The organism is Flammeovirga sp. MY04 (assembly GCF_001682195.2).
Classification (GTDB): Bacteria; Bacteroidota; Bacteroidia; order Cytophagales; family Flammeovirgaceae; genus Flammeovirga; species Flammeovirga yaeyamensis.
The window spans coordinates 1,450,340-1,476,660 of the sequence record NZ_CP003561.2 but is presented as its reverse complement, the minus strand read 5'-3'; the positions used below and the strand labels follow the sequence as shown (position 1 = coordinate 1,476,660).

At 33.1% G+C, this 26,321-nt stretch carries 22 protein-coding genes; 13 read left to right on the top strand and 9 right to left on the bottom strand.

The window, feature by feature from the left end; genetic code table 11:
• The first annotated feature begins 4 nt into the window (after positions 1–4).
• The 3 genes from MY04_RS25570 (at position 5) to MY04_RS25560 (ending at position 4,332) form a co-directional block, all read left to right on the top strand.
• Complete coding sequence (locus MY04_RS25570) at positions 5–1,372, top strand: RagB/SusD family nutrient uptake outer membrane protein (RefSeq protein WP_066215693.1); 1,368 nt, start codon at positions 5–7, stop codon at positions 1,370–1,372.
• Positions 1,373–1,466: 94 nt separating this feature from the next.
• Complete coding sequence (locus tag MY04_RS25565; protein WP_066215691.1) at positions 1,467–2,228, top strand: PKD domain-containing protein; 762 nt, start codon at positions 1,467–1,469, stop codon at positions 2,226–2,228.
• Positions 2,229–2,631: 403 nt separating this feature from the next.
• Positions 2,632–4,332 (top strand): polysaccharide lyase family 7 protein, encoded by a 1,701-nt coding sequence (locus tag MY04_RS25560; protein ID WP_066215689.1) that lies wholly within the window; start codon positions 2,632–2,634, stop codon positions 4,330–4,332.
• Between the two features lie 118 nt (positions 4,333–4,450).
• Here the strand turns inward: MY04_RS25560 and MY04_RS25555 are convergent, their stop codons facing one another.
• The gene (locus MY04_RS25555; protein WP_066215686.1) at positions 4,451–4,834 is read right to left on the bottom strand and encodes a hypothetical protein; all 384 of its coding nucleotides are present in this window, start codon (positions 4,832–4,834) and stop codon (positions 4,451–4,453) included.
• 368 nt (positions 4,835–5,202) lie between these two features.
• Between MY04_RS25555 and MY04_RS25550 the strand changes: the two genes are divergently transcribed.
• Positions 5,203–5,664 (top strand): DUF1569 domain-containing protein, encoded by a 462-nt coding sequence (locus tag MY04_RS25550; RefSeq protein ID WP_066215684.1) that lies wholly within the window; start codon positions 5,203–5,205, stop codon positions 5,662–5,664.
• Here MY04_RS25550 and MY04_RS25545 read toward each other — a convergent pair.
• The 4 genes from MY04_RS25545 to MY04_RS25530 form a co-directional block, all read right to left on the bottom strand.
• Positions 5,654–6,373: a hypothetical protein gene (locus MY04_RS25545; RefSeq protein WP_066215682.1), complete on the bottom strand. Its 720-nt coding sequence runs from the start codon at positions 6,371–6,373 to the stop codon at positions 5,654–5,656. The two genes, MY04_RS25550 and MY04_RS25545, sit on opposite strands and share 11 nt — an antisense overlap.
• A gap of 72 nt (positions 6,374–6,445) precedes the next feature.
• Positions 6,446–7,282 carry a glycoside hydrolase family 25 protein gene (locus tag MY04_RS25540; RefSeq protein ID WP_066215681.1) on the bottom strand — a complete coding sequence of 279 codons (837 nt, stop codon included), beginning with the start codon at positions 7,280–7,282 and terminating at the stop codon, positions 6,446–6,448.
• Positions 7,283–7,364: 82 nt separating this feature from the next.
• Positions 7,365–8,027 (bottom strand): thioredoxin family protein, encoded by a 663-nt coding sequence (locus tag MY04_RS25535; protein ID WP_066215679.1) that lies wholly within the window; start codon positions 8,025–8,027, stop codon positions 7,365–7,367.
• 2 nt (positions 8,028–8,029) lie between these two features.
• Positions 8,030–8,566 (bottom strand): TlpA disulfide reductase family protein, encoded by a 537-nt coding sequence (locus MY04_RS25530; protein WP_084006131.1) that lies wholly within the window; start codon positions 8,564–8,566, stop codon positions 8,030–8,032.
• Positions 8,567–8,821: 255 nt separating this feature from the next.
• On the opposite strand from MY04_RS25530, the gene MY04_RS25525 reads away from it, so the two are divergent.
• Positions 8,822–9,001 carry a hypothetical protein gene (locus tag MY04_RS25525; RefSeq protein WP_066215675.1) on the top strand — a complete coding sequence of 60 codons (180 nt, stop codon included), beginning with the start codon at positions 8,822–8,824 and terminating at the stop codon, positions 8,999–9,001.
• A gap of 787 nt (positions 9,002–9,788) precedes the next feature.
• Here MY04_RS25525 and MY04_RS25520 read toward each other — a convergent pair.
• Positions 9,789–10,094: a hypothetical protein gene (locus MY04_RS25520; protein WP_066215674.1), complete on the bottom strand. Its 306-nt coding sequence runs from the start codon at positions 10,092–10,094 to the stop codon at positions 9,789–9,791.
• A gap of 297 nt (positions 10,095–10,391) precedes the next feature.
• Here MY04_RS25520 and MY04_RS25515 point away from each other — a divergent pair, with 297 nt between their 5' ends.
• The 7 genes from MY04_RS25515 (at position 10,392) to MY04_RS25485 (ending at position 17,409) form a co-directional block, all read left to right on the top strand.
• Positions 10,392–11,783 (top strand): sigma-54-dependent transcriptional regulator, encoded by a 1,392-nt coding sequence (locus tag MY04_RS25515; RefSeq protein WP_205960559.1) that lies wholly within the window; start codon positions 10,392–10,394, stop codon positions 11,781–11,783.
• Complete coding sequence (locus tag MY04_RS25510; RefSeq protein ID WP_066215670.1) at positions 11,773–13,125, top strand: sensor histidine kinase; 1,353 nt, start codon at positions 11,773–11,775, stop codon at positions 13,123–13,125. The genes MY04_RS25515 and MY04_RS25510 overlap by 11 nt, the downstream gene beginning before the upstream one ends.
• Positions 13,126–13,151: 26 nt before the next feature.
• The gene (locus MY04_RS25505) at positions 13,152–14,192 is read left to right on the top strand and encodes a sensor histidine kinase (protein ID WP_066215668.1); all 1,041 of its coding nucleotides are present in this window, start codon (positions 13,152–13,154) and stop codon (positions 14,190–14,192) included.
• A gap of 3 nt (positions 14,193–14,195) precedes the next feature.
• Complete coding sequence (locus MY04_RS25500) at positions 14,196–14,957, top strand: LytR/AlgR family response regulator transcription factor (protein WP_066215666.1); 762 nt, start codon at positions 14,196–14,198, stop codon at positions 14,955–14,957.
• A gap of 11 nt (positions 14,958–14,968) precedes the next feature.
• A complete protein-coding gene (locus MY04_RS25495; protein WP_066215664.1) occupies positions 14,969–15,562 on the top strand; it encodes an alpha-ketoglutarate-dependent dioxygenase AlkB family protein in 594 nt (197 codons plus the stop codon).
• Between the two features lies 1 nt (position 15,563).
• Positions 15,564–16,526 carry a transglutaminase domain-containing protein gene (locus MY04_RS25490; protein ID WP_066215661.1) on the top strand — a complete coding sequence of 321 codons (963 nt, stop codon included), beginning with the start codon at positions 15,564–15,566 and terminating at the stop codon, positions 16,524–16,526.
• A 130-nt stretch (positions 16,527–16,656) separates the two neighbouring features.
• Positions 16,657–17,409, top strand: a complete 753-nt coding sequence (locus MY04_RS25485; protein ID WP_066215659.1) for a class I SAM-dependent methyltransferase — start codon at positions 16,657–16,659, stop codon at positions 17,407–17,409.
• Here MY04_RS25485 and MY04_RS25480 read toward each other — a convergent pair.
• Together MY04_RS25480 and MY04_RS25475 are read right to left on the bottom strand one after the other, a co-directional pair.
• Positions 17,399–18,322 (bottom strand): sterol desaturase family protein, encoded by a 924-nt coding sequence (locus MY04_RS25480; RefSeq protein WP_066215657.1) that lies wholly within the window; start codon positions 18,320–18,322, stop codon positions 17,399–17,401. The two genes, MY04_RS25485 and MY04_RS25480, sit on opposite strands and share 11 nt — an antisense overlap.
• 36 nt (positions 18,323–18,358) lie before the next feature.
• Positions 18,359–18,718: a tellurite resistance TerB family protein gene (locus tag MY04_RS25475; protein WP_066215656.1), complete on the bottom strand. Its 360-nt coding sequence runs from the start codon at positions 18,716–18,718 to the stop codon at positions 18,359–18,361.
• A 135-nt stretch (positions 18,719–18,853) separates the two neighbouring features.
• On the opposite strand from MY04_RS25475, the gene MY04_RS25470 reads away from it, so the two are divergent.
• Positions 18,854–19,276 carry a hypothetical protein gene (locus tag MY04_RS25470; protein WP_066215654.1) on the top strand — a complete coding sequence of 141 codons (423 nt, stop codon included), beginning with the start codon at positions 18,854–18,856 and terminating at the stop codon, positions 19,274–19,276.
• 103 nt (positions 19,277–19,379) lie between these two features.
• On the opposite strand, the gene MY04_RS25465 is transcribed toward MY04_RS25470, so the two are convergent.
• Entirely contained in the window at positions 19,380–26,318 is a 6,939-nt protein-coding gene (locus MY04_RS25465; protein ID WP_084006130.1) for a PKD domain-containing protein, read from the bottom strand.
• Positions 26,319–26,321: the final 3 nt, after the last annotated feature.

Genomic DNA, 26,321 nt, shown 5'->3' with positions numbered 1-26,321 from the left:
TAACATGCTAATCAAAAAATCGATATATAAAATCACTGCAGTTTTAGCACTTATTGGGTTTACTGCTTGTGAAAGTCAATTGGATTTAAAACCAATATCAGCCATTGGTGATAACGGATTTTATTCAAACACCGAAGAAGTAGAAGCCGCAGTTTTCGCTATCTACGATGGTCTTCAAAATACTGTTCAAAGAGAATTTGCGTTAACAGAAATGCGTTCTGATAATACAAAAACTAAGAACAGTGAAGGAGAATGGGCACAGTTTGAACATATGAATGTGTCACCTACAAATGGTACATTATCAGATTATTGGGTATTTATGTACAATGTAGTGTACCGTTCGAATAAAGTTATTGCATCTCTAGATGTTGTTGGTGATGATACCACTAAAAAGCTATTCGAAGCAGAAGCTCGTTTTAATAGAGGTTTAATGTACTTTAATCTAACAAGAGGTTTCGGCGAAGTACCATTGGTAACAGGCATTATCAATCCAGGAGATGAAAGTGGATCTACTAGAGGGGCTTACAATGAGATCTATGCTCAAATTGAGTCAGATTTAATGTTTGCAGTAGAAAATTTACCTACTAGAGGTAATATCCAAGAGGGTAGAGCGACGAAAGGAGCTGCACAAGCATTATTAGCAAAAGTTAAATTAACTACAGGAGATTATTCTGGTGCTAAAACACTTTTGGAAGCAGTAATGAATAGTGGTGATTATGCTCTGGTAGATGAATTTTCGGATGTTTTCTATGATGAGTTAAACTCAGAGATCATTTTTGCTATTCAGTTCTTGAACGACAATACCGCAGAATCTCAAGATTTTTCTTATGAATTCACAAAATTGGGTAGTACTAGTGGTATTAATTATGTAACAGCTGACTTTAAAGCTAATGTTGATGTAAACGATACAGAAAGAGCAGCGGTGCTTTATAGCCCAGAAGATGCTAATGAATTAGGAAAATTCCTTACATCTTCTGCAGACAATAGTTTGTGTGGTAACGATTGGATTGTACTAAGATTAGCAGATGTATATTTAATGTATGCGGAAGCAATTATGGCAGGAGCAGAAACAACAACAGACGCAGATGCAGTAAATGCTTACAATATGATACGTGATCGTGTGGGTCTTTCAACATTAACTGCAGGTGCAACTTTAACAAAAGACGCTTTGATGTTAGAAAGAAGAGTGGAGTTGGCTTTCGAAAACCACCGTTTGTACGACTTGGTTAGATTTGGAGTAGCTGAAGAAGTGATGGGCAATTTTGCTGAAAATAATGGCTTCCCATTCAACGCTACTAAATTGTTACTTCCAATTCCACAAAGAGAAATTGATACCAGCTATGGTTTGTTAAGTCAAAACCCTGGCTATTAATCAAAATGTTGTAGGCTGAATAGAAATAAATTGAATACGTGTAAGATACCATTCAGTCTACAACTTTTCTCACAATCATTAATTATAGACTAAAATGAAAACAATCATAAAGAAATTAGGATTAGCAACACTTTTAGGGGGCGCTTTATTGTCTTGTACGGAAGAACTTCCTGGAGTAGGATCTATTGAAGATTTAACACCTCCATCTGCCGATTTTACATACAAGGCTTCACAAACTGAATTTAGAGACATTGAATTTACGAATACATCTATTTCAGCAGGTATTTTTGCTTGGGATTTTGGTGACGGTGGTACATCAGAAGATAAAAACCCAGTACATACTTTCAGTGGAGAGGGAACTTTTGAAGTTAGCTTAACTGCAAAAGATGGTAATGATGTCACTTCTGATACGACTATTACAGTAGTTGTAGTAGACGAATTAGTGCCAGAGTTTCAATGCCCAAGTTTTGAGTGTAGTGATAGAAGTGTTTGGGGTAGTTTCTCAGGATCGGGTTCACCAACACCACCAGACGAAAGTACAGGAGCTAAAATTGGAAACGATAGTCAGTACTTAGATCAAACAATTCGAGTAACAGGAGGAATTGAATACCGTGTAAGCTTCTGGTATGTAAGTAAGTCAGGTGGGACATCTGCAGGTAAATTAGTAATGGAAGATCCAGACAACAGTATCACTTTTGTGGATGAAGACTTACCGTTATCTGCTAGCAGTTCGGATTACGAACAAAAAAGTTATATCATCAAAATGGATGCTGCCACTACTCAGTTAAGGTTTGCCATGAACTTTGGTGATGTTGAAACAAGATATGATTTGGTAGAAATAAAGAAAATAGATTAACATTTCATTTCAAAAGGCCACTTGATATTTAATGATCAGGTGGCCAACCAATAATTTGTATATGTGTTAAATATGAAATGGAAAAAGATAACAATAGACAGATAGACAATACTAACATTTCATATGCTGAAGTAGACGGACAACTAAACTACTAAACAACGAAGAATGGACCTTCGAACTAACTAACATTGGACATAATTATAGATCGTAAATACCCATAAGAGGTGGTCCATTCACCTCTTTTACTAAAAAAAGTATAACTAACTGATCACCTTTCATTCATTAAAATTATGTGTGTTAATTATCTGACTTTTTTTATCAGATAATAAGTTTCTACCCAAGGGTAGCACTTTATAAACTACTAATAACTGACTTGAATTTTTACACATTAATAATTTTAATCATGAACAACCAGTACAATGTATTTAAAAATACATTCAATAAAATGATTGTTGGAGCATTCCTAACAGGAAGCATCATAGGATGTACTAATCAACAGAATGAGGTTAGTATAGAAAAAGAAAACGAACCAAGTAACTTACGAACAACAGTTACAGTTCCTAATGCTAGCTTTGAAAGTAGTTGGTCGAATTGGACAGATTCTGATCCATCTGCCATTTCTGGAGATGCAAACACGGGAACAAAATCAGCTAAAATCACAGGAAGCGGTGGGAGTTTTTCCCAAGATATTAGCATTAATTCAAATGCTAATTATGAATTATCTGCTTTTGTTAAAGGAAGTTGGAGAATTTCAGCAACTGTAGATGGAGTAAAAACTTCTAGAAGCGGTAATGCTTCTGATTGGACACAAGAAGTAGTTAGTTTTAATTCTGGCTCAGGAAGCACCGTCACCATTAAAGGAGAATACTACGCTGGAGAGGGTAGGTACGACGATTTTTCTTTAATAGAAGTAGATGGAGGAACAACACCGCCTCCAAGTTCAGGAACTGAACCACTTACTGCAATAGCTGTAGTAGCTTCTTCTGATGATGGTAATGTTCCATCGAACACTGTGGATGGCAATTTGGGAACAAGATGGTCTGCAAATGGTTCCGGCCAATGGATTAGATATGATTTCGGTAGTGTGAAAAATATCGAAGAGATGAAGGTGGCTTGGTTTAAGGGCGATGTAAGGTCAAGTACTTTTGAAGTGTTGGCTGGAAATGCAACAGATCAATTAACGGTGGTATATTCTGGAGTTTCATCAGGTAATACGTTGGAATTAGAGAATGTGTCATTAAATGGAGTTTCAGGAAGATATGTACAAATTATCGGCTATGGAAATTCATCTAATACTTGGAACAGTATCACAGAAGTAACTTTTGCTGGTACCGATGGGGAAGGAAATGGTACTGATCCGGTTGATCCAGTAGATCCTCCAACAGGTGGTGGCGGTTACCCGTACGATGTGTTAGGGTTACAAAATTGGAAGCTAAATGCATTCTCTGGAACGTTAAACAATCCGACTTTTGTAGATAATACTCCAAACTTATCTACTTACGAAAACGATAATTGGTTCTATACAGACGGTACAAACGTTTTCTTTAAATGTTATGCAGGTTATCCAACTTCTTCGGGTTCTGGTAATCCGAGAACTGAACTTAGAGAATTAACTGCAGATGGATCGTCGAATATTTATTGGGATGGTGGATCAGGAATAAATAGAATGGAATGGAAAGTAACTGTGAATCAGTTGCCAAGTTCAGGTAAAGTTTGTTTTGGTCAGATTCACGGCCCTTCTAACTCATATGATGATGTCATTAGAGTGCAATATGAAGGAGATCCAAACCAATCGTCTGGTTCAGCTCGACTGAAAATTATGGGTTGGGTAACAGAAGAAAATGACGATATGTCAGGTGACTTTATTGATGGTAATTGGGCATTAGATCAAGAAATGCACTTGGAACTTGTCTTTGAAAACTCAAACGTTGTTTTATACAACTTAGCCAATGGAGGTAGAACTGAAATCTACAGATTTAACGGCTGTAATAGTGATTCCAACTATTTTAAAGCAGGTAATTATATGCAGTCCATGAAAGGTAAATCATTAGATACTTCAGATTATGGTATTGTATCGATAAGTTACCTAAAAGTAAGTCACTAAAATATTAAACAGTGTTGTTTTGTGTGTGTTTAATGAATGAAGAGTACATAATTAATCAATTTTGAAACACACTTAATTATGAATATAGTAGTAAAGGCACAGATTTTATCTGTGTCTTTTATATTACTTCAGAATTGTTTAAAATGAATTTTTCTGCTGCAGCTGTGGCTTCAACTAATGATTCAAACATGTACAATCTCCAGCCTCTATTAAAAGCTATATTTTCTACAATACGTGATTCTTCAATTGGTGAATTAGATGCGATATAAAATCTACAATTTCTTTGGAATCCTAGCCTTTCTAAAGTGGATATAACACTATATTTAGAGGCAAGTTCCATAGTATTTGTTAACTCTTTACCGTCTACCACACCTACCATAATTTTGTCCTCAGCAATCTTTTTTGCAAACTCGTTCAAAGAAATAAGTAGTTCATCATCTGTTATTTTCCCTTGAAGTTTTAGTTTGAGGACTTTATTGTTTGTCGAAATAAAATAATTCATAAATATTACATTAGTGGGAATATATAAAAATAACAAAACTCATTGGTGGGTTAATTTTTTTGGTTGAAATTTCATAAAATCAATATAATTGTTCTTTGAATAATTCAATTAACAAATTGATTTTTGTATTATTTTAGGATTTTGAAAAATGAAGTAAAAATCAATTTTATCATAAACTGTTTAACAGTTGTTTGAAGTTTTACAACAGTATAAGTATTTGATAGCCAATGTGCAATGTGTTTATAGAGATATAAATATTTTTGTTTTATAGAAGTTAAACAAAAATCAATTTAATTTATGATATTAACATTGAGAAATGAAAAATGAATATTATTTCATAATTAAAATAGTACTAAAAATAATGAACTATGACATTACTTGACCAAATAAACCAACTAGTTATTTATACACAAACAGAAGCATTTAGAAAGACTGTTCCAAGTGTCTCTAAGGCAGGGGTAGATTGGCATGTTTACCATTCTATATTGTCAATGAATTTAATTTGTGAGGCTTTAATTAATTCAAATCCAGAACAGTATCAATCTGTATTTAATATTAAGTGGTGGATAATAAAGTTGATAAAGAAGATGCCGAGAGGTAAAGCACGTGCGCCGAAATATGTAAATAATTTCGGTAATGTAGATTTATCTATCGTAGAAATGGAATTAGATAAAGGTTATCAATTGATAGAACAAATTGATACACTTTCGGAAAATCATTACTTCAGACATTTCGTTTTTGGAGAATTGAATGTAAAAGAAGCAAAGAAGATGATGATCATCCATACCAATCATCATATTAAAATTATACAAGACATTCTTAAGTCCTAGGCTGTTCTACAACAAGTCTAGTTTGAATGCTTTTTTGAAATTCTGAAAGTATAAATTGATAAGTACCCATATTATTCTCTTTGTCAATAAGAATAATATCTTTACTAACTATTTGTCCATTTTCTAGTTCTTCTTCAATAGTAGTTTTTTCTAATTCATTAAACGTCACTTGATCAAAAATCTTCTTTAGATGAAAAGCAATTTCAAATTGAAAACTCTTATCATCGGTAATTACTAAATCTTCTTCCAATGTATGAGTAAGGAAGAGTTCTTCATTTGTCTTAAAATAAAAATCAATCTTTGTTGGACTTGATGGAGTATAATGCCCATTGATTTCTACACTTTCATCTGAATCTAAATGATTATCCATTGAGATAGTCACCTTATCGTAAGTATTGACAGGAAGATTAGTGAAATTAAGTTCAGGAAAACTTTTTCTAAATATCAATTCATATTGATACTGATCTTGAAAGGCTGTAAAAGCAGAATCATTTTTAAGAAAATCAATTTGATGAATTCCTAAGTTGGTTTCTGTAATCATATACTCTTTCCATCCTGCACCTTCATCGACATCATTATTAATAGCCACAAGATTTAAAAGAAAATTACCTGAAGGAGTAGGAAGATCCTCGATAATACTATCTTGACAAGAAAAGAATCCTAAACAAGTAAAAAGAAGTACGTAAGTATATGATTTAAAAATTTTCATGAGTTTGATGTCTTTATTTAGGTTACAAATTTAATAGAATTAAAGGGTTAATAACTCATGTAAAATCATAATTTATTGAAAGCCAATTAACATAGCCTTTTTAAACTGCTCCCAATTTCCATAAAAAACGTTCATATCTACTTTTCCAGGGATCCCATCTACTGTAGCAGTTTGAGAATGTTGCCACATCGTCCACCTTTTTTCAGAAGATTGAGTTCCATTACTATAATTCGCTATCCAAATACGATATTTTGGGAAGTATCCTTTCAGATAATCTTTGTAAAAAACATCTCCAGTATAGATCATTGGTTTAACGCCAATTGTACTTTCAATGTGTAGGAGAAAGTCTTTTAACCTTTTTCTCATTGTACTAGGGCTTACTCGATCTAAAACTTCTATATCGACTACAGGAACCATATCAGCAGGAGCTAAATCGCCTACCGTATTTAGAAAAAATTCTGCTTGTTGCTTTCCATCTTTTTTGGGTCTGAAAAAATGATAAGCACCAAATGAGATCTGATGTTCTTTACTTCTTTTCTTGTTATGACTAAAATGTCTGTCGGAATGATCCAATCCTTCTGTTGCCTTGCAATATGCAAATTTAATTGATTGACCTTGTGCGTGCATTTTGCTTACTCTTGACCAATCAATATATTGTTGATGGTGGGAGACATCTATACCATGTACCGTGTATTTTTTAGGCAATTTGATACTGTATCCAGAAACATGTTTGTAAAATGGTGCTTCAATTAAATCCCTAAGATTTAAAGCGTAAGCATAAGAGATCTTTGCATAAGGTTTAACTTTATCTTTAGTATCAGGGTTTTTGTACACATAAATCGCTAAGAGAAAAAGAGTTAAATATACTAAGGAGGAGAAGGGAAATATTTTTTTACGTTTTTCAGCCATATTAAGTAAGGTGTATCCGAGATTGAATCCCGGATACAATAATAGTTTCTTTACTGCAAGTTAATACGAATAAATGAATGGACTAACTTTTAGCAACTTTGATAGAACAACCAATTGCTTTTGTTTCTTTTTCAGCAATTTCCGTGTTGTTTTGAAGTGCATTGATAGCGTCTTCAACAAACTTTACTTTTACCGCATCAGCATCTTTGTAGTTATCATCAATTGCTCCAATATATTTTACCACTAGCTGATTGTTCTCTTTGTTTAATAAGAAAACATGAGGAGTTTTTGTTGCACCATAAGTAGGGAATACTTTCTGTCCTTTATCAAATAAGTAAGGGAAAGTGAATCCTTTTTCATCCGCTCTTTCTTTCATTTTATCAAACGAATCTTTTGGTTGAACAGCGGGATCATTAGGATTAATCGCTATAACTGGATATCCTTCTGCTTTAAATTTTTTGTCTAAAGCGATAATACGGTCTTCATAAGCAATAGCATAAGGACAGTGGTTACATGTGAATATAACAATAGCACCTTTTTCTCCAGCCAAATCATTTAGAGCATGTTGTTGATCGTCTATGCCGATTAGGTTAAAATCTGGTGCTGTTTCACCAATTTTTACGGCTTGAACTGTTTCTGTAGTTGAAACAGCTGCTTGTTTAGTTTCTTCTTTTTTTTCGCTTGAAGTAGACCCACAAGAGAAAAATAGTAAAACAGATAAAGTGCTTAAAATGAAAGTTTTCATAATTAAAGTTTGATAGAATTTATAATTGTTTTTATGTCGTCTAGAGATTCAAAATCTCCAAAATGGAATTTTTTATTTTGACCTTTAATAAATAAAGTAACGGGGATAGCACCATCCCAATCTTTTTCAATTTCACCAATCCAGTAATTAGCATTGGCATCATTCAACCAATAACTAGTGGTATTAATTTTATTTTTATCGATGAATTTCACTAAGTTTTTTTCGCTTAGATCTAAACTAATCAACATCACTTTACTTTTTTTGTTCTGTGATTTAAACTCTTGATCTAAAGCAGTGAAAAATGGGATTTCTTTAACACATGGAGCGCACCAAGTTGCCCAAAAATTAATTACTCTTAATGTATCATCTTGATGTTTAAATAAGGGAGCTAACTTATCAAAATTCTCAAAGTATTGAATTTCTGTAGTGGAAGTTGAAATTGTTTTATCAGGATGTAAAACTAGTGGTTTGTTTTCTTGGCAGGCACTCAAAGAGAGCATCATTCCAATTAAAAAGAATAAATAATAGAACTGTTTCATATGTAAAAAATGAAGATATAATGGATTAAACCTACTTCGTACAATTTTGAGGTAATTATTTTATAAAAATATTAAAAACATCCTTTAGAATCTAAAAGAGGAAATTAAATTAATTTAAAATATATAGAATTTATATGTTATAGTTCACAATTGGTGATTTAATTAAGAAATCATACATCATAATCATTTCAATTAAAAACACTTTGCAGGTAATAAGGGTATAAAAAACTGATGAACAATTAAACGCTAATTATTATGTCGAAGTATTCTAAAACCTCACAAAAGAAATTAATTATATATAGTATTGTAACATTGTTTACGCTTACTTTATCATTAGTTGCAGAAAAGAAATTTGATAACAAAAAGCATGATGATCACATTGTTGTTGTGGGTATTATGAATCAAAATCATATCAAAATGAAATACATGGAATAGAACTGTTTATAATTTAGAAATCATATAATTTTAAATAGATAATTATAATAATTTGGGTGAATTGATTAACTTAATAAACACACCACCCAAATTATTATATGACAAAATTCAAATTCGTTATTACTTTATACACCTTACTGTTTTTTACACTTGTTCTTATTAGCTCTGGCTTACGATCGAAAAGAATAAAACAGAGTTTCGTTTCTGAAAAATCTTACGATCACAAATTCACTAAATTATTCTCTAGACATACTGGATTAAGGCCAAATAAAAATTTTTCACCTTGTGTGAGATATTTTTCTGGTCAATAATTGTCCACATTGAATTTTCGGTTGTCTTTAGAATTGATTAGCATATTACTATAGATATACATTGAAAAATCTTACTGATGAAAGAAAAAAATTTCACTCAATTAATTTACAGTGATCATTTAAATTACTACCGATTGTCCTTAATAAACTTTGTTTTAGGTTTATTACTTCTTCTGAATACATATTCTGTAGAAGGAATGTCTTACAGCAGTTTATTATTAGTTCTAGTATTTTCTTTTGGTGCATTGAGTTTTCTAAGCATTGGCTTAGTAAATTCATACTTGACTAAAAAATTAACCTTTTAAATATCACACACAAGAAATTAGTAAAAGAGGTAGTCATAATTTGTATATGACTACCTCTTTTTTTTAAGATTTTGAGACTATATTTTTTCTGTTTTAAAACAAACTTCTGAGTTTCGATTCATCAATAGAAATAAAAATAGCCTGAGATTTCTCACAGGCTTCATAATTCTTTTATTTACTCCATTTCATGTATGGATATTTTGCAGTTGTTTGATCAACTGTTTTACCAGCATTTACACCTTGTGCTTCTGCCAAAGTATTTACGCCAGCGTGGTTTTGTATGTGGTAAGCACCTTTGCGGTTCTTTCTAACAACAGCTACATCTTCATTTGTTGAAATACTCTTTTGAGTTTTCTGTACTGTTGTTGTTTTGTAACCCTTTCTCACTTTGTTCTTTTTAGTGATTGGGTTGTCTGCTAAAGATGTTAGTGAAACACCTGCAGCAAGAAGAATCGTACCAATTAACTTTTTAGTCATCGTTTTATGTTTATAGTGTTCCTTATAAGTAATATTATGTATTTATATACCTCAAATTTATAGAAATTGTTACAAAAAATTATTGAATGAATCTTAACGAGGGAACTCTTATTTTTATCAATTGTAAATCACCTAATATTCTATTGATTTGCTAGTAAATCCACTAACAAATTGATGTTTTTGTTAGAAATAACATGATAAAACAAAAATATTGTATCACTTATTTTTTTCATAAATTTTTTATTCTTTAATTGTTCTGTCCATAAACGTACAATCAAATTAAAATTCACCGTCGAAATAATGAGTAAGCCCCTTGGAAAAATTCTAGTAATAGATGACAACGAAGATATCTTGTTGGCAGCCAAAATGTTATTAAAAAAGAATGCAGATTTGGTTCAAGTAGAGAGTAACCCAGGTAAAATTCCGTTTTTATTAAAGAACGATAGCTATGATGTTATTCTTTTGGATATGAACTTCACAAAAGATACTACTTCTGGAAAAGAAGGGTTTCATTGGTTGGAGCAAATATTAGAAATAGATCCAAATGCAGTCGTCGTTATGATTACCGCATACGGTGATGTAGAAACTGCTGTAAATGCTGTAAAACAAGGAGCGACAGATTTTGTACTAAAACCATGGAATAACGAAAAACTTATTGCGACATTAACTTCTGCTGTTCGATTAAAAAAATCGTACGAAGAAGTAAAATCCCTAAAAGAAGAAAAAACAGAATTATCTACTGCATTAAATAAAATGCCTGGTTCTGAGGGTATTGTAATAGGTGATAGCCCGGCCATGAGAAAAGTGTTTGCTCTTATTTCTAAAGTAGGTAAAACGGATGCAAATATTCTTATCCTTGGCGAAAACGGTACAGGTAAGGAAGTAATCGCCAGAGCCGTTCACGAACAGTCACTACGACATGAAAATGTCTTTATTGGAGTGGATATGGGATCTATTTCAGAAACACTCTTTCAATCAGAATTATTTGGACATAAAAAAGGGGCGTTTACCGATGCTAGAGAAGATCGCGCTGGTCGATTTGAGATTGCAAATAAAGGAACCTTGTTCCTCGATGAAATTGGTAACTTGCCAATGACTTTACAATCTAAATTGCTTACTGTCTTGCAAAAGAGAGAAGTAATTAGAGTGGGTGATAATAAAACGATCCCTGTTGATATCCGTTTAGTGTGTGCGACCAACATGCCGGTATATGAAATGGTGGAAAATAAAGAATTTAGACAAGATTTACTTTATCGTATTAACACTGTAGAAATTCATTTACCACCTTTAAGAGATAGGGCAGAGGACATTCCTTTATTAGTGGCACACTTCTTAAAGATATACGCTAATAAATATCGTAAAGGAAAAATGAAAGTAGCAGCTTCTACTATGAAGAAGCTTCAGAAATATTATTGGCCAGGTAATGTAAGGGAGTTACAACACGCTTTAGAAAGAGCAGTAATTATGGCAGATACCGATACATTACAGCCAACAGATTTTACTTTCTTGGTTGAAAAGAAAAAGGAAGAAGAAGATTTCGACTTATCAGAATTTGATTTGGACACTGTTGAAAAAATGATGATCCAAAAAGCTGTAAGTAAATACTCTGGAAACATTTCTAAAGCGGCTAAATCTTTAGGTTTAACGCGTGCATCTCTCTACCGTAGATTAGAAAAACATGGTCTTTAAACAATTTAGACTTCAGGTCTCCTTACGTGTTTTCTTAATCGTATTGAGTGCCTTTATATTTAGTTTCTTTTTACAAAAAGAATTAATTGCCAATGCCGTATTTGTGTTTGCATTAATATGGTATCAAGTATGGCTTTTATTGCAAAAATTAAATAGTATTGCTTTTGATTTACGAAAGTTTTTAGATTCCATTAATTATGATGATCTGACACAGACGTTTACCATCAATAATACCAACGAGGCAAAAGATGATTTAAATAAAACCTTTCAAAAAGCATTAAACAGGTTTAGGGACAAAAGATCACAAAGAGAATCTGATTTACAATTTTATAAATCAATCGCACAGCAGTTAGATACCGCAATTGTGGCTTTTGATACATCCGGTAAAGTGGTTTTTTCGAACAAAACAACCAAACGTCTTTTTACAGGAGTAAAGTCTTCTCACGTTTTGGATTTCGAAGATATATCAGAAGAATTATTCAATATCTTTAATAACAAAGATGAGGAAGGTATTTATCACTGTACTATTCCTGGAATGTATGCACCAGAAAGGGTTGTAGTTCAAAAAATGCTCTTGTATGTAAAAGGAGAAATGATTCATGTTTACAGTATATCAAGAGTAGAAGAAGAGGTGGAGAAAGTGGAGATACAAGCTTGGGAAGCTCTTATTTCTGTGCTTACTCATGAAATCATGAATGCTATTGCACCTGTTGCGTCTTTAAGTGATACTGTGAAAGGAGAACTTGAATACTTAAAAGATAATTATGACAAAGAGGTGCCTACCAAAGAAGAAATTTCTGATTTAATTTCTCCTATGGAAACCATTTCACATCGAGTTTCATCACTTTCTACTTTGGCGGAGAATTTTAGAGTGTTAGCACATTTAAGAGAAAGTCAATTTGAACATTTCAATGTCAATAAACTTTGTGAAGAAGCCGTTGAATCTTATCAATCGACTTATCCTAATGTGAAGTTCGAACTTCAATTACAGCAAGAAAGTATATTAGTGACGGCAGATCCATTGCAAATTAGATCGGTGATTGATGCCGTTGTAAAAAATGCAGTGGAGGAGCTAGAGACTTCAGGTGCTGAACGAGCATCCGTGGTCATAAGAAGTACTCAGGATGAGAATAAGAACAAGCCTATCATCAGAATTATTGATAATGGATCTGGAATTGATTCGGAAGCTCAGAACAAAATATTTATACCGTTTTATACCACAAAGAAAGACCACGTAGGTATTGGACTTAGTTTATCAAGACAAATAATGCGTAGAAATAATGGTCGATTAACGCTTAAAACAGCATTAAATGAGGGTAGTGAATTTACCTTAAGATTTTAGTAATAACGCTTACACCGTACTATTTCATGACAATACTAGAAAAAGATTATCCTTGGTTATCTCCGGTACTTACCTTTTTTGTATCAATAATTTTATTCTTATTTACTTATTGGTCTGTATCTGATGACTTTTATATCAGGGAAATGTTTTTCTTTCCTATTACTTATATCTATTTGATTTATTTTAATGGGACTGTATATGTAGGAAAGCGTATATCTAAGTACATGGATAACTTTTCTATTAGAGATAAACCTCACTTAAGAATCACCATAGAATTAGTATTTCTTTGTATTCTAAGTTTTTTATTTTTTTATATCTCAATTGTACTTTTGGGGATTATTAATGAAAAAGAAAATCCTTTTCAGTTTAGAAAACAAGAAGTTGTTCTTGCGTTGAATCAATGCATCGTATTGCTTTTATATTCTTCATTAGCTGTAACCGACGATTTTCTTAGAAAATGGAGAACATCTTCATTGCAAATAGCTGAACTAAAACAAGAAAAGTTGAAAGTGGAAAACAGAGCTTTACAATCTCAGTTGAATCCACATTTTTTATTCAATAGTCTTAATGTTTTAGTCTCAGAAATAGATTATGATCCTCAATCTGCCAAGACTTTCGTATTGGATCTATCTAATATTTATCGTTATGTATTGGATAGCAAAGATAAAGAGTTGGTGCCCCTCAAAGAGGAATGGGAATTTATGAAGAGGAACATCAGAATTCATCAAGTTCGATTAGGAGATGGACTATTACTGAAAGAAAACATTGATAGTACACAAATGGAATTGAAAATTCCACCGCTTGCATTACAGTTGCTACTAGAAAATTGTTTTAAACATAATACGGCCACAGTTCGAAAACCTCTAACAATTGAAATTGAAGTTAAAGATGGTTTCATAAGTGTTATAAATAATAAACAGTTGAAACCACAAAAGCCACAATCTCATAAAATTGGCTTAACTTTCTTAAAGGAAGCCTACAAGAACTTTTTAGATGGGGAGGTTGTAGTAGAGGAAAATGAAGAGTATTTTAAGGTTAAAGTTCCACTTATAGACGAAAAACAATAAAAGGTGAAGATATTAATTATTGAAGACGAAATTCCAGCACAGAGATATTTAAAAAAGTGTATCGAAAAAGTGATGCCAAGTGCTGAGTTTATTTTTCCTATACAATCTGTGGAAGAGGGTAAAGAGTTTTTTAATAGTAAATCCGATCTACCCGATTTAATTTTTTCTGATATCGAATTATCGGATGGTTTAAGCTTCGATATTTATAAAGATATTGACCTAAAAGTGCCAATCATTTTCGTTACAGCATATAATGATTATGCATTAAGGGCATTTGAGGTAAATAGTGTTGACTACCTTCTTAAACCCATTAACGAAAGTGATATTGAAAAGTCATTAGAAAAGTTTAATAACAATACTATTAATCACTTATCTAATGAAACAATCAAAGATGTTGCTAAAGGAGTAGAACAACAAGAGATATCATTTAGACAGCGAATATGGGTAAATTACCCTACCAATCTAACTATTGCAGAAGTGAATCAAATTCATGCTTTCCAATCTGAAAATAAAACTGTTTTCGTTCATCAAGATAATGGTGTCAGTGGTCATATTGACTTAACTTTAGATAAGCTTGAGAAAGAGTTAGATCCAGAATACTTCTTTAGAGTGAACCGTCAGTTTATTGTAAATATTAATGGAGTTGTAAGTATTGAACCACATTACAACGGGAAGTGGGTACTCAGAATAAAAAGTGATGAGCAAATTGAGATCATTATCCCCAAAGAAAAGGTAAGTAAATTTAAACAATGGATGGTGAAATAGATTGATATTTTATGACCTATACACCCTCTGATATACAGCTACCTTATGATGGTATTATAGCATACTATCCTCATCTGTTTTCCAAAACAGTAAGTGATGAATATTTCGAAATTTTAGCCAATGAAATACATTGGGAACACGATAAAATCAGGATGTTTGGAAAAGAAATCATTACCAAACGGAAAGTAGGGTGGTATGGGTTAAAGCCGTACGAATATACTTACTCAAAAAATACAAAAGTGGCCTTGCCTTATACAGAAGTATTAAATGATTTATCAAAGGTAGTACAAGGCATATCAGGCACTACTTTTAATTCTTGTTTACTTAATTATTATCATAATGGTGAGGAAGGAATGTCTTACCATACGGATAACGAAAAAGAATTAAAACCAAGAGGAACCATAGCTTCTTTATCATTTGGAGCAACTAGGAAATTTTCATTCAAACATAAAGCTTCAAAAGAACGTATCGATCTTCAATTAGAAAATGGTGCTTTGTTATTGATGAAGGGCGAAATTCAAGAACATTGGATGCATGCTTTACCAAAAACAAAAAAAGTGAACACACCTCGCATTAACTTAACTTTTAGAACTATAATCGACTAAAATGGCAAAATTTATATCAATTATACTTTTCAATTTATTATCGCTATCCCTTTTAGCACAAGATCTTAAAGCTGTTGATGAATATGTGATGCAGCGTTTTCTAAAAGTGAAAGATATTGATGTATTGGCCACAAAAATCAACCAAAAATATACCGATCCTTTAGATAAAAGTAGAGCAATCTACTGTTTTATCGCTAATACTATAGCTTATGATGTCGATGCTTGGAAGAATCCACAAAGAGGATATAAGTTTACCTATAAAACGGAAGCCGAAAAATTAGAAAAGCTCGAGAAAATAAGAATCGAAAAAGCCGAGAAGGCCATTAGATCAAGAAAAGCGGTATGTGATGGGTACTCTACCTTATTCGAAATTTTGTGTGAAAAGACAGGAGTAGAGTGCTATACTGTGAATGGTACCAGTAAAGCTTTTGTTTCTGACCTTCCCAAAAAAACAGTCGATAAGATACCTAACGATCATGCTTGGAATATAATTACCATTAAAGGAGAAAAATATTTAGTAGATGCTACATGGGGTGCAGGAAGTGTAGACTTTAATCAGCAATTTGTAAAGAATTATACAGGTACTTATTTCATGATGCCTCCAAAAGATTTTATTCTAAATCATTATCCTTCTTCTGAAGGTGACAAATTGATTAATGTAAATAAGAAAACATTTTACGATTATCCGTTATTTTATTTGGACTATTTTCTATCTCATGTTGAATTAGTTCAGCCTCTAAATAAAGAAGTCAAAAGTAAGAAAGCTTTTCAGATGGTGTTCACCAATGTAAATAATCAAAATGATTTATTGTTCGCATATGATGATAGTAAATATGCTTTGAAAGTGAAATTTTCAAAAAGCGGTAATAAATTGATAGCAGAAGTTCCGGCATCAACTGCAAAGTCAAAATACTTCAATGTTTATTTTAAAAATAGTAGTATTGTTACTTTTTTAGTGAAATAACATGATTAATTACCTGTTTATTTGCATCTCAAAAACATTGAATTTATTTTGAGTATATAATACTTAAAAACTTGAGTCTATTGATTTTAGGCTTTTAAATTCTTTCTCATTTTCTCATAAACTATTAACGATGAAACAGGTTATTGACAGATTCACCACAACGTCTTCTACTTACAAAAAATTTAGACCAAAATACCCATCAAGTATTTTTGAATATATATATCAGAATACCAAAAACTTTGAAACAGCTTTAGACTGTGGTACAGGAAACGGACAAGTCGCTATTCATCTATCTAAAAAATTTAATTCAGTCATTGGAATTGATATCAGTAAAAATCAGATCAATAATGCTGAATCCCAAAAAAATATATGGTACATAGAAAGTAGGGCTGAAGTAACTCAATTTAAAGATGAGTACTTTGATCTAATTACCGTTGGACAAGCTTTGCATTGGTTCGATCTAGAACTCTTTAATAAAGAGGCTTTTAGATTATTAAAAAAAGGAGGTACTATAGCTTGTTTTGGATATAACCTTTTTAAAGTGAATGATGAAATTGATGAAATGATCAACTATTTCTATTATGATGTAATTGGCCCTTTCTGGGATCAAGAACGTAAAATTTTAGAGGAGGAATATAAAAACGTACCCTTTGATTTTGAAGTGATCTCAAACGAAGGATATGTAGATATGACTGTCAATTGGGATTTGGAGCAATTGTATGGATTTATTCATACTTGGACTAGTGTTCAGACGTACTTAAAAGCCAATCCAACACATGATCCTGTTCAGGAATTGATGGAAAACTTGAAAAATATTTGGGGAGAAAACACCAAAAGAGAGGTGAAATTCCCTATTTTCTTAAAGCTCGGAGTTAAAGGATAATCTTGGATTTCTCCTGATCTTCTGATAACTGTCTTCTTAAAGTTTTTGCCCTTTTATCATCACCTAGATGACTCCAACCCGGTGCTTTAAATAAATACCGAAGTTTATCAGTAAAACGATCAGCACTTTTGATGTCCCTCCAAAGGTTTTGATATTCATGGGTAACCACCTTGAACTTATTGAATGTATTAATATTTTCAGTAAGTCCATAAACAGGAGGGTCAATTTCTTTAAGCTCTTCAGCATAGGTACCAAAAAATCTATCCCAAATAATTAAAACTCCAGCATGATTTCTATCTAAATATCTAATGTTAGATGCATGATGAACTCTGTGATGGGAAGGAGTATTAAAAAAATATTCAAACCACTTTGGCAACTTATCGATCAATTCGGTGTGCACCCAAAATTGATAAAATAAGCTGAGTCCCATCATTGTGAAAATCATTAATGGATCAAAACCTAGAAGAGGTAGCCATAACCAAAAAAAGTATTTATGTATTCTTTCTCCAACACCTTGTCTTAAGGCCGTGCCAAAATTAAGATACTCTGAGGAATGATGAGTGACATGCCCTGCCCAAAAAAGTCTTATTTCGTGATTTAGTCTATGGAAAAAATAATAGGAGAGATCTTCACAAAAGAAAAGTAATAACCATGCCCACCATTGTCTTTGTATTATATCTTTTAAAGGACTGATCTCATGTAGATATATAAAGACTATAAATGCTATAAGCTTGGGAATAAATTCAATTATTCCAGCAAAAAGCATCATTAAAAGGGATACGCTTGTATCTTTTCGGTTATATTTTTCTTTGGCTACTTTTACTTCAATTATAATTGCGATGAAAAATATAGGAAGTGAAAAATAGAGAAGTTGATCTTGTGAAAGTTCAGCTAAATAATTCGATAGTGTCATTGTATTGGTGTTGGTTAACAATGAATATCAGAAAAATTAAGAGGATCTCCAAGAATTAGCCTGAGGTTTAAAATGAATCAATTGGCATAGATTGTCAATTAGCACTTTTTCATTAGGATGAAATTCATCATCTACATTTGCCAATTCAACTAATGAATCATAGACAATTTGTTTCTTTGAATTTGACATCAGTTTTAAAATTTCAACACATTTCATGGTATCTAATCTTTTAGCCTCTTCAACGAAATCATTAGTAAAACTTAACCTTTTTTTCAATTGCTCAAAATACATTAATTCTTCCTGTTCAACTTTGCAGTCAGCGTGAATCATATTTTCTATTACTTTGATGAAAGATAATTTTTCATCAAAATTAAAATCGGAGATAATTTTTACCATAACAGTACTTATAGTTGTTTATTTACATATATTAAACAATTTATTTTAGAAATTAGTTTATCCGACTTTTTTTATTCTGAATTTTATAAACTGTACAATAGGTTATTAATTTTGTACCGAAAAAAATAAATGAAAATGGAGAAAATTAAATTCTTTAAAGTAAATACTTATGTTCAGATATGTGTTTATATCTTATCAATATTATGTGTTTCTGTAGGAGGAGGTTTTATCAAGAATAATCTATTACCCTTGTACAATAATATTCTAATGGTAATTGGTTTTATTATTCTGATGGCTTATCAGCTAAAAATGGTTTTTTGGAAACATTATGTTGAAATTAATTCAACTGGATTGCTGATAAAAGTAAACTCAAAAAAAGGCATCCGTTTTTTAAATCGTCAAATTCAATCATCAAACCTAAATAAAAATACCTTAACAATCACTTTGATTAATGGTCAAGATTGGGAGTTTGATATGAGTAACATTGATAGAAATGATGTTCAAGAACTGCATTATATTATTATGCAGAAAACTATTCAAGAATTAGAGGAGAAGTAATAAAATTATAGGGACATTGTTCTATATGGAGGTTGCTCCGTACGGACGTTGCACTGCAACGTCCCTACCGAACTACGTTAATAAAAGAACAATGTCCCTAAAACTATCTGATAACAGTTAGAGGAGTAGAATTTCTATAATTTTCTCCATCTAACTCACTTAAATATTCCACAATAACAGTATAGACACCACCCATTACTAAGTTACCTCTATACATACCATCCCAACCATTTCCTTCCGTTCTCGCTTCTTTAGAATCTGCATATGTTCTACTGAAAATAATTTCTCCCCAACGGTTATAGATATTTAATTTAATGTCAGTGGCATATTTAGATCGAATTAAGAACTCATCATTGGTACCATCGTAGTTTGGAGTGAACGCTGTTGGAACTATTAATCTAGGAGGACAAATATCATCAACAACAACACTTGTAATTGTTTCACAATCTGTGTCGTAACTTTCATCAATGATATAAACGGTGTATTCCCCTTCTTCAGTTCTACTCACTGTTGAACTTGTTTCGCCAGTATCTTCCCAATAGTAAACAAAGTTATTTCCTTGAGGAGCTTCTAAAATGATTTGACTTTCTGTATCGAAACAAATAACTCTTTCTTTTACCGCAAATTCTGCTGGTAAAGGACGGTGTACAACCTCAAAACTTTGTGTAAGTACACATTCTTTCCCACTTTCATGCGTCACTGTATTACTTACAGTATATGTACCTGGCTGATCAACATAAATCACATCCGATGTTTCTCCATTTGACCAAACAAAATCTTGACTAACACCATCATAATCATCAATGTTAGCATTTAACTCAACAGTTTCTCCTTCACAAACTTCAAAATAGGTGTCTTCTAATTTTATTTTAGGAATAACATAGACTGTAACACTATCATAAGATACACATCCTGCAGCAGATGTTACTTGAACTACATAGGTCTGATCTTCTTTTGGATCCACAGTAATTTTATTATCAGTGAGGCCTAAACCTTCCCAATAATATGTTGAACCACCACTTGCTTCTAAAGTAATTTGATCATCCTCACAAATGTAAGTGTCTTCTGTAAGTGTAATAACTGGTTCAGGGTGCACTACAAGTGTATTCATAAATTGTTTTGTACAACCATTTGTTGTAGTGACCTGTAATAGAATGGTAAACGTTCCTGATTCATTATAGGCATTTCTAGGAGAGAACTCATTAGAAGTGAAGTTTGGCGTAGAACCATCATAATTAAAATCCCATTCGATTAACGCAATATCAAAACCTCCTTCTAGGGCTCTTACTCCTTGGTAGGTGGTGTTATTATTAAATTCCGCTTCACCATAAATACAAATTTCGTCCACATCAAAAGAAGGTTCCGGAAGTTCATAAACAGTTACAGTTTGGGTAACTGCAGGAGATGGACACCCACCGATAGGATTGACCACTAAGGTAACTTCATGATCACCAAAATCTGGGAATTCATAAGTTAAATTAGGAGTGTCTGTTGTAATTGATTCATATGTACCTAATGTCCATTGATACTCGATTTTCAATCCATCCAAGTTTTCATATTGAGCTGTTAATTCAGTCTCAGTACCTAAACAAACTTGGGTGAAATTAAATGCAGCATCAGTAAGTGGATCAAATACAACTACACTTGTTATTGTTGAACAATTTGTGGTGTCCGATGTATCCGTAATGGTCACCGTATAAGTGCCTGGTGCATTTTTAATGACAGATGGAGTATTTTCTCCTGAATCCCAAACATAGGCATATGAAGGACCTGTTGGGGCATCAATCGTAATAGGGCCATCCGAGAAACAGTGTACTAATGTATCTACAGCAAACTCATTAGGAAGAGGATTAAATCTAGCCGTAAACGTCTTAGTAAATGTACAAGATCCGCCATCAGGTCTAGTAATCGTATTAATTACAGTATAATCTCCAGGAGTAGAAACAGTAAGCGTTGGATCTGTACTTTCATTATCCACCCATTCGAAAGATTCAACAGTGCCATCATAATCATTGATTCTTGCATCAAAAGTAATCTCTTCACCTTCACATGCTACAAAGATCGTTTGACGCTCTCTGAAGTCAGGTATAACAAATACTTTTACACTATCGATAGTCAAACAATTGTATTGATTCCAAGCTTTGACTACAAATAAAGAATCAGCTATTGGCGCTACGGTAATATCTTGAGTAGTTTCACCAGTAGACCATTCATAAGTAGTTCCTCCGTTTACGGATAATGTTACCTGATCGCCGAAACAGATATACAAACTATCACTCACTGTAATGGTTGGAAGCTCTCTCACAATCACTTCCTTAGAGAAGGATTCCATACAACCTTCTAATGTGAAGACTTCCAATAGTACATTATATGTACCTGGTGCAGGATAAGCATATAATGGGTTAATATCTGTTGAACCCACATCATTAGGTGAGTTGTCAACATCAAAATACCATTTTACTTCTTGAATGATACTTGGATCAGTAGAAATTTCAGTGCCCTCAAATGTAGTGAGATTATTGAAAAGCATTTCATCTCCAATACAAACCTCTTGAGCTTCAAAGTCTACTACAGGCAATGGTTTTACTCTGAGTGTTTGACTCACTGTAGAGTCTGCACAAATATTATCAGATACAACGGTTAACTGAACATCATAATCACCTTCTTCTGGGAAAATGATTCCTAATTCAGGCTCAGTGGTGATGGTATCTTTTAAATAAGAATTTGCTGATGTAATATTCCAACGGTACTCAGTGATATTACCTCTTGTATAAGGTTGGAAGCCAGAGTTACTAGCATCAATGTAAATAGAATCTGATAAACAAATTGGATTTAATGTTGGAAGTACTGCTACAGGAGTAGGATCGTATTTTACATTAAATGTTCTTGTGGAATAACCCACTCTTTGATCAGTATGATTATGAGTTGGATCTACCTTATCAATATATTCTGCATCTAACCATATTTCTAACGTATAGTCTCTACCATCTACATCGTCTGGATTGATATCAAAATATCCACAGTTTGTAGTGTCTTTGCAGTAAGTTAAAGTGATAGTGGAATCAATTCCACCATCCATTGCTGGAATTAACTGACCATCCACATACCATTGGTAGAATATTTCACTTTTATAACTGTAGTGAGTTGTATCAATATCAGTTAGTTGGAAATTCGGATCGAATGCATTGATCGTTGTATCTCCTTCAGTAGTACAAATGAAAATATCATCGATTTCTACTTCAGGATTCTTTAAAATAGTGACATAATTTAAAGGATCTTCGTACGCTTGATACCTACATTCTACTGTGTCACCATTCACCAATATAATTGATGAATTAAAGAATAGGAAAGGGAAGTAACTAATTGATGAATTAGGTATAACTGACCAATCAGGTTCATAATCTACATTTGGTATTTGACCACTTGCTGCTCCACCATTACCTAGAGTCCATAAGTATTCAATAGATTGAATCTCCCCTGAAACGTCTGCAGGTATAGCTTCTAAATTGGTATTTAAAGGCCAATAGCCAATTTTTTTATGAATGTAGATATCTCCTTTTACACCACCCACATTGATGCTCATACTATCGGCATACAAGATACATCCTTCAGTATCTTGAGCAGCCATGCTGATTTTGTAATCACCAGGCTCAAAATAATAACTAAATTCACCTTGATCATCGTTTTTAGTGTATACAGTACCATCGCTAAGCGTTACACTCCATACCCAATCAGAAATACTCACTTCATTTCCATTGGCATCTTGTCTAGGAATTGTGTTACCATCTGTGCCATCAGCAAGGTCGGTGAAATTAATAAAACCTGGACAAGCTAATTCTTCTTCTGAAGGCGTGAAAGCGGCTCTGCTGAATGGAATTTCAGGGACATCAAAAGTTAGACTGTCTAAAGTAGTACAACCATTATCGTCAGTAACTGCTAAAAATGCTTTGTATGTTCCGAGTGTAAGATTATCAAAACGGAAAATATAATTGTCGATTCCGTCAGGAGTAATAGGTGTTTTTGTGCCATCAGGATACTCTAATTCCCAGATGAAATCAGAGTTCCAAGGATTATAAACTGTGTTCGTATTAATGTTTGGATCAATATACGTTTCGATATAATCACATCTGAAAGCAAAAGAGACATAATCTTCAATAGGTCCTGTGAAATCAAGTACAGGTTGTGTTACTCTTGTTCTTTCTGTATTAGAATTTCTATCACAAATATCAGAATATACTTTTAATCTTACTCTATGACGGTCGCTTTGAGGGGTTAAAACATCATTATATACCCATACTAAATCATCTACTACAGGTCCTGAACCTGAACTTACATCAGTGCCATTCACTTCCCAAACCCAAGTAATGTTTGGTGCTTCTAATTTATAGCCGGGTTCTACAAAATAAGTGATAGGCTCGCCTATACATACATTATCTACATCATCATCAATTCTGAAATCCATTTCATATACTGTGAACGGTCCAGTAGTGATGGTTTCTGTACAGCCAGAATTATTATAATTTACAGTGACTTCAATTTCCCAATCGCCTCCTTCGTTAAATTCTAAATTTGGTCTACGATTGGTTCTTGTGTACTCTGTGCCTGTAGTTAAATTGGTAAATCTCCAAAAGTAACTACCAGGGTAAGTATTATTATTTACAGCAGGATCAAAATATAATCTTGTACCTGAACAAATTTCAGTAGGATTAGTGTAATTATTATTGGCCAATCCCCAACGAGGATTCATTGGAGGAGGCTTGTTTGGAATAGTGATGATGACCTCGTAATCATCAACACAAAAGTTTGGTGGAGTTACTGAAGGTACTGAAGCTGAGTTTTGAACTGTCAATAATGCGGTTACTTGATCACCAAAATCAATATTTAAACCTAAAAAGTCAGGGTGATTAGGTATATCTTCGTTTATGTTTGTAGTGATAATTTGAGTAGTTCTGTTTCCACCTGTTCCACTTACAGAAATATCCCATATATAATTACCTCCCGCTTCTGCACCAGTAGATAAATTATCGATAGTAATTGATGTTGGATCACAAGCCAATGACATTTCCATATCAAAATTAGCTCTTGGAGTAATCACCTCAATTTGTTTGAATACTGGAACGGCTTCACAGCCATTTTGAACGGCATAGAAACCAATGGTATAAAAACCTGCTTCCAATTCATTGAATGTATGAGAAGAATTACCGTTTACATTTCCTGCCGCTTGCCAATTGGGGGCACCTTGTACATTAAAATCCCAGTAATATTGTATGTCAGCATCAGGAATTCCTTTCCTATCTGATGTATTCGTGAAATCTACTGTTGTATTATTACAGATCGCTGGACCAGGGAAGAAAGTAAAATCAAGATCAATTTGCTCTCCTACATTGATCACTCTTGTATCTGTAGAGGTACAGCCTCCTCCAAAATCTAATACAACTGTAACGTCATAATCGTCTGCCGTAAGGTTGTTTACAGGGAAAGTGGTCCCCGTTCCTGTTAGGTTGACCCCATTTGTTCTACCAGTTACGGTCCATGTTCTAGACACAGAATTATCGGGTATTGCTATACCACCTTGACTTAAATTATAAGATAGCGTAGTTGAATAAGGTGCACAGTTAACACCAACGCCTACACCCACAATTTGTGTGTCGATAGGAGTAGAAGTTACTTCTACCTCATCGATTAAACACTCTCCGTTATCGTTAGCAATTAATTGAATGGTATAAGTACCACCCGCATTAAATGTGAATGTTGGATTCGGGTTATTAGGGAAATCTGTACTATTTGTCTCTCTTATTCTCCAAAAGTAATTGTTTACATCATGTAAATTATTGATGCTCATATTTACCGAGAAATTATCCGAACAGAACAATGTATTGTCTGCTGTAATTGAAATATCAGATAATACCATTGATGGTACTGTTACAATTTCAGACCAAGTACATCCATTATCTAAAGTAGCCGTAACGGTATAATTTACAGGAGCACCTGTTGTATTCGAAAAATCATGAACAACATTATTAGGTACGTTTGAAGTAACGATGGTTCCATCACCAAAATTCCATGTGATTTGCTCTCCATCTAAATCAGCCGGTAATTGAGGTCTAAAAGTCACTGGATAGGTAGCACAAAAAGTTGCCGGAGGAGTGTAATCAAACATATTTTCTGATACTCCCAAATACACATTTGCTATTTGTGTATCTACGCAACCACCGTTTGTTGCTGTTACAGAAACCGTATAATTTTTACCATTGCTTATATCAAAAGTATGTGTTGGATTTTGATCTGTTGAGGTAGTGCCATCACCAAAATTCCAAGTATAAGTAATATCAGGAGCAGGAGAATCGTCCTTTACTAGAAAAGTTTCTGCAGTAAAGGTTTGAGTGAGTGTACTCTGACAACTTGAAACAATTGTTGGATCAATAGTAGTGTAGATTCTCTCTGTAATGTTGATATAAGTTTGCTTAAACGTTTCTACTTTACATCCATCGAGTGTTTCACCAACTAGATAGACATCATAACCATCTGCTTTTGGAGCCAATTGATGTGATTGTTGACCATCTTGGTAACTTTTACCATCAATAATGAATTCATAATTCGCTAAATCAATATTTGTGGTTTTTGTAAAGGTGATTCTAGCACCATCACAGGCAGTTTCTACATCCGATTCAAAATCGATTGTTGGGATGGGTTTAAGTCGAACAGTTGTACTTAAAGTTTTTGTAGTACCACCTTGTGTGAAAGATACCGTTACCGTAAAATCTTTTATCGAACCACTATTGTCTGTAAATGCCTCTGTAGGATTTGCTAGTGTCGATGTATTTCCATTACCGAAATTCCAACTATAATTAGTAATAGGTCCTAAACCTTGATCATCTACATAAAATGAAGTGAGCAAAAAGTCGCAGGCTTCAACAACTCCTCCAGAGATATCAGTACCAGAAGGGGGATTACCTTGCATTAACCTTTGAGAAAAGGTGTTGTTGGTAAGTCCTGTTGTTAGAATTAGTAAAAACGTTATGTATAGTAAATTTAGTTTCATTGC

Excerpts from the sequence above, each read along its gene's own strand:
- MY04_RS25555 (WP_066215686.1), bottom strand. The coding sequence starts at position 4,834 with ATGAATTATTTTATTTCGACAAACAATAAAGTCCTCAAACTAAAACTT.
- MY04_RS25560 (WP_066215689.1), top strand. The coding sequence starts at position 2,632 with ATGAACAACCAGTACAATGTATTTAAAAATACATTCAATAAAATGATT.
- MY04_RS25470 (WP_066215654.1), top strand. The coding sequence starts at position 18,854 with ATGGAGAAAATTAAATTCTTTAAAGTAAATACTTATGTTCAGATATGT.
- MY04_RS25525 (WP_066215675.1), top strand. The coding sequence starts at position 8,822 with ATGTCGAAGTATTCTAAAACCTCACAAAAGAAATTAATTATATATAGT.
- MY04_RS25480 (WP_066215657.1), bottom strand. The coding sequence starts at position 18,322 with ATGACACTATCGAATTATTTAGCTGAACTTTCACAAGATCAACTTCTC.
- MY04_RS25540 (WP_066215681.1), bottom strand. The coding sequence starts at position 7,282 with ATGGCTGAAAAACGTAAAAAAATATTTCCCTTCTCCTCCTTAGTATAT.
- MY04_RS25550 (WP_066215684.1), top strand. The coding sequence starts at position 5,203 with ATGACATTACTTGACCAAATAAACCAACTAGTTATTTATACACAAACA.
- MY04_RS25520 (WP_066215674.1), bottom strand. The coding sequence starts at position 10,094 with ATGACTAAAAAGTTAATTGGTACGATTCTTCTTGCTGCAGGTGTTTCA.
- MY04_RS25485 (WP_066215659.1), top strand. The coding sequence starts at position 16,657 with ATGAAACAGGTTATTGACAGATTCACCACAACGTCTTCTACTTACAAA.
- MY04_RS25465 (WP_084006130.1), bottom strand. The coding sequence starts at position 26,318 with ATGAAACTAAATTTACTATACATAACGTTTTTACTAATTCTAACAACA.
- MY04_RS25505 (WP_066215668.1), top strand. The coding sequence starts at position 13,152 with ATGACAATACTAGAAAAAGATTATCCTTGGTTATCTCCGGTACTTACC.
- MY04_RS25495 (WP_066215664.1), top strand. The coding sequence starts at position 14,969 with ATGACCTATACACCCTCTGATATACAGCTACCTTATGATGGTATTATA.
- MY04_RS25535 (WP_066215679.1), bottom strand. The coding sequence starts at position 8,027 with ATGAAAACTTTCATTTTAAGCACTTTATCTGTTTTACTATTTTTCTCT.
- MY04_RS25545 (WP_066215682.1), bottom strand. The coding sequence starts at position 6,373 with ATGAAAATTTTTAAATCATATACTTACGTACTTCTTTTTACTTGTTTA.
- MY04_RS25565 (WP_066215691.1), top strand. The coding sequence starts at position 1,467 with ATGAAAACAATCATAAAGAAATTAGGATTAGCAACACTTTTAGGGGGC.
- MY04_RS25490 (WP_066215661.1), top strand. The coding sequence starts at position 15,564 with ATGGCAAAATTTATATCAATTATACTTTTCAATTTATTATCGCTATCC.
- MY04_RS25530 (WP_084006131.1), bottom strand. The coding sequence starts at position 8,566 with ATGAAACAGTTCTATTATTTATTCTTTTTAATTGGAATGATGCTCTCT.
- MY04_RS25570 (WP_066215693.1), top strand. The coding sequence starts at position 5 with ATGCTAATCAAAAAATCGATATATAAAATCACTGCAGTTTTAGCACTT.
- MY04_RS25475 (WP_066215656.1), bottom strand. The coding sequence starts at position 18,718 with ATGGTAAAAATTATCTCCGATTTTAATTTTGATGAAAAATTATCTTTC.
- MY04_RS25510 (WP_066215670.1), top strand. The coding sequence starts at position 11,773 with ATGGTCTTTAAACAATTTAGACTTCAGGTCTCCTTACGTGTTTTCTTA.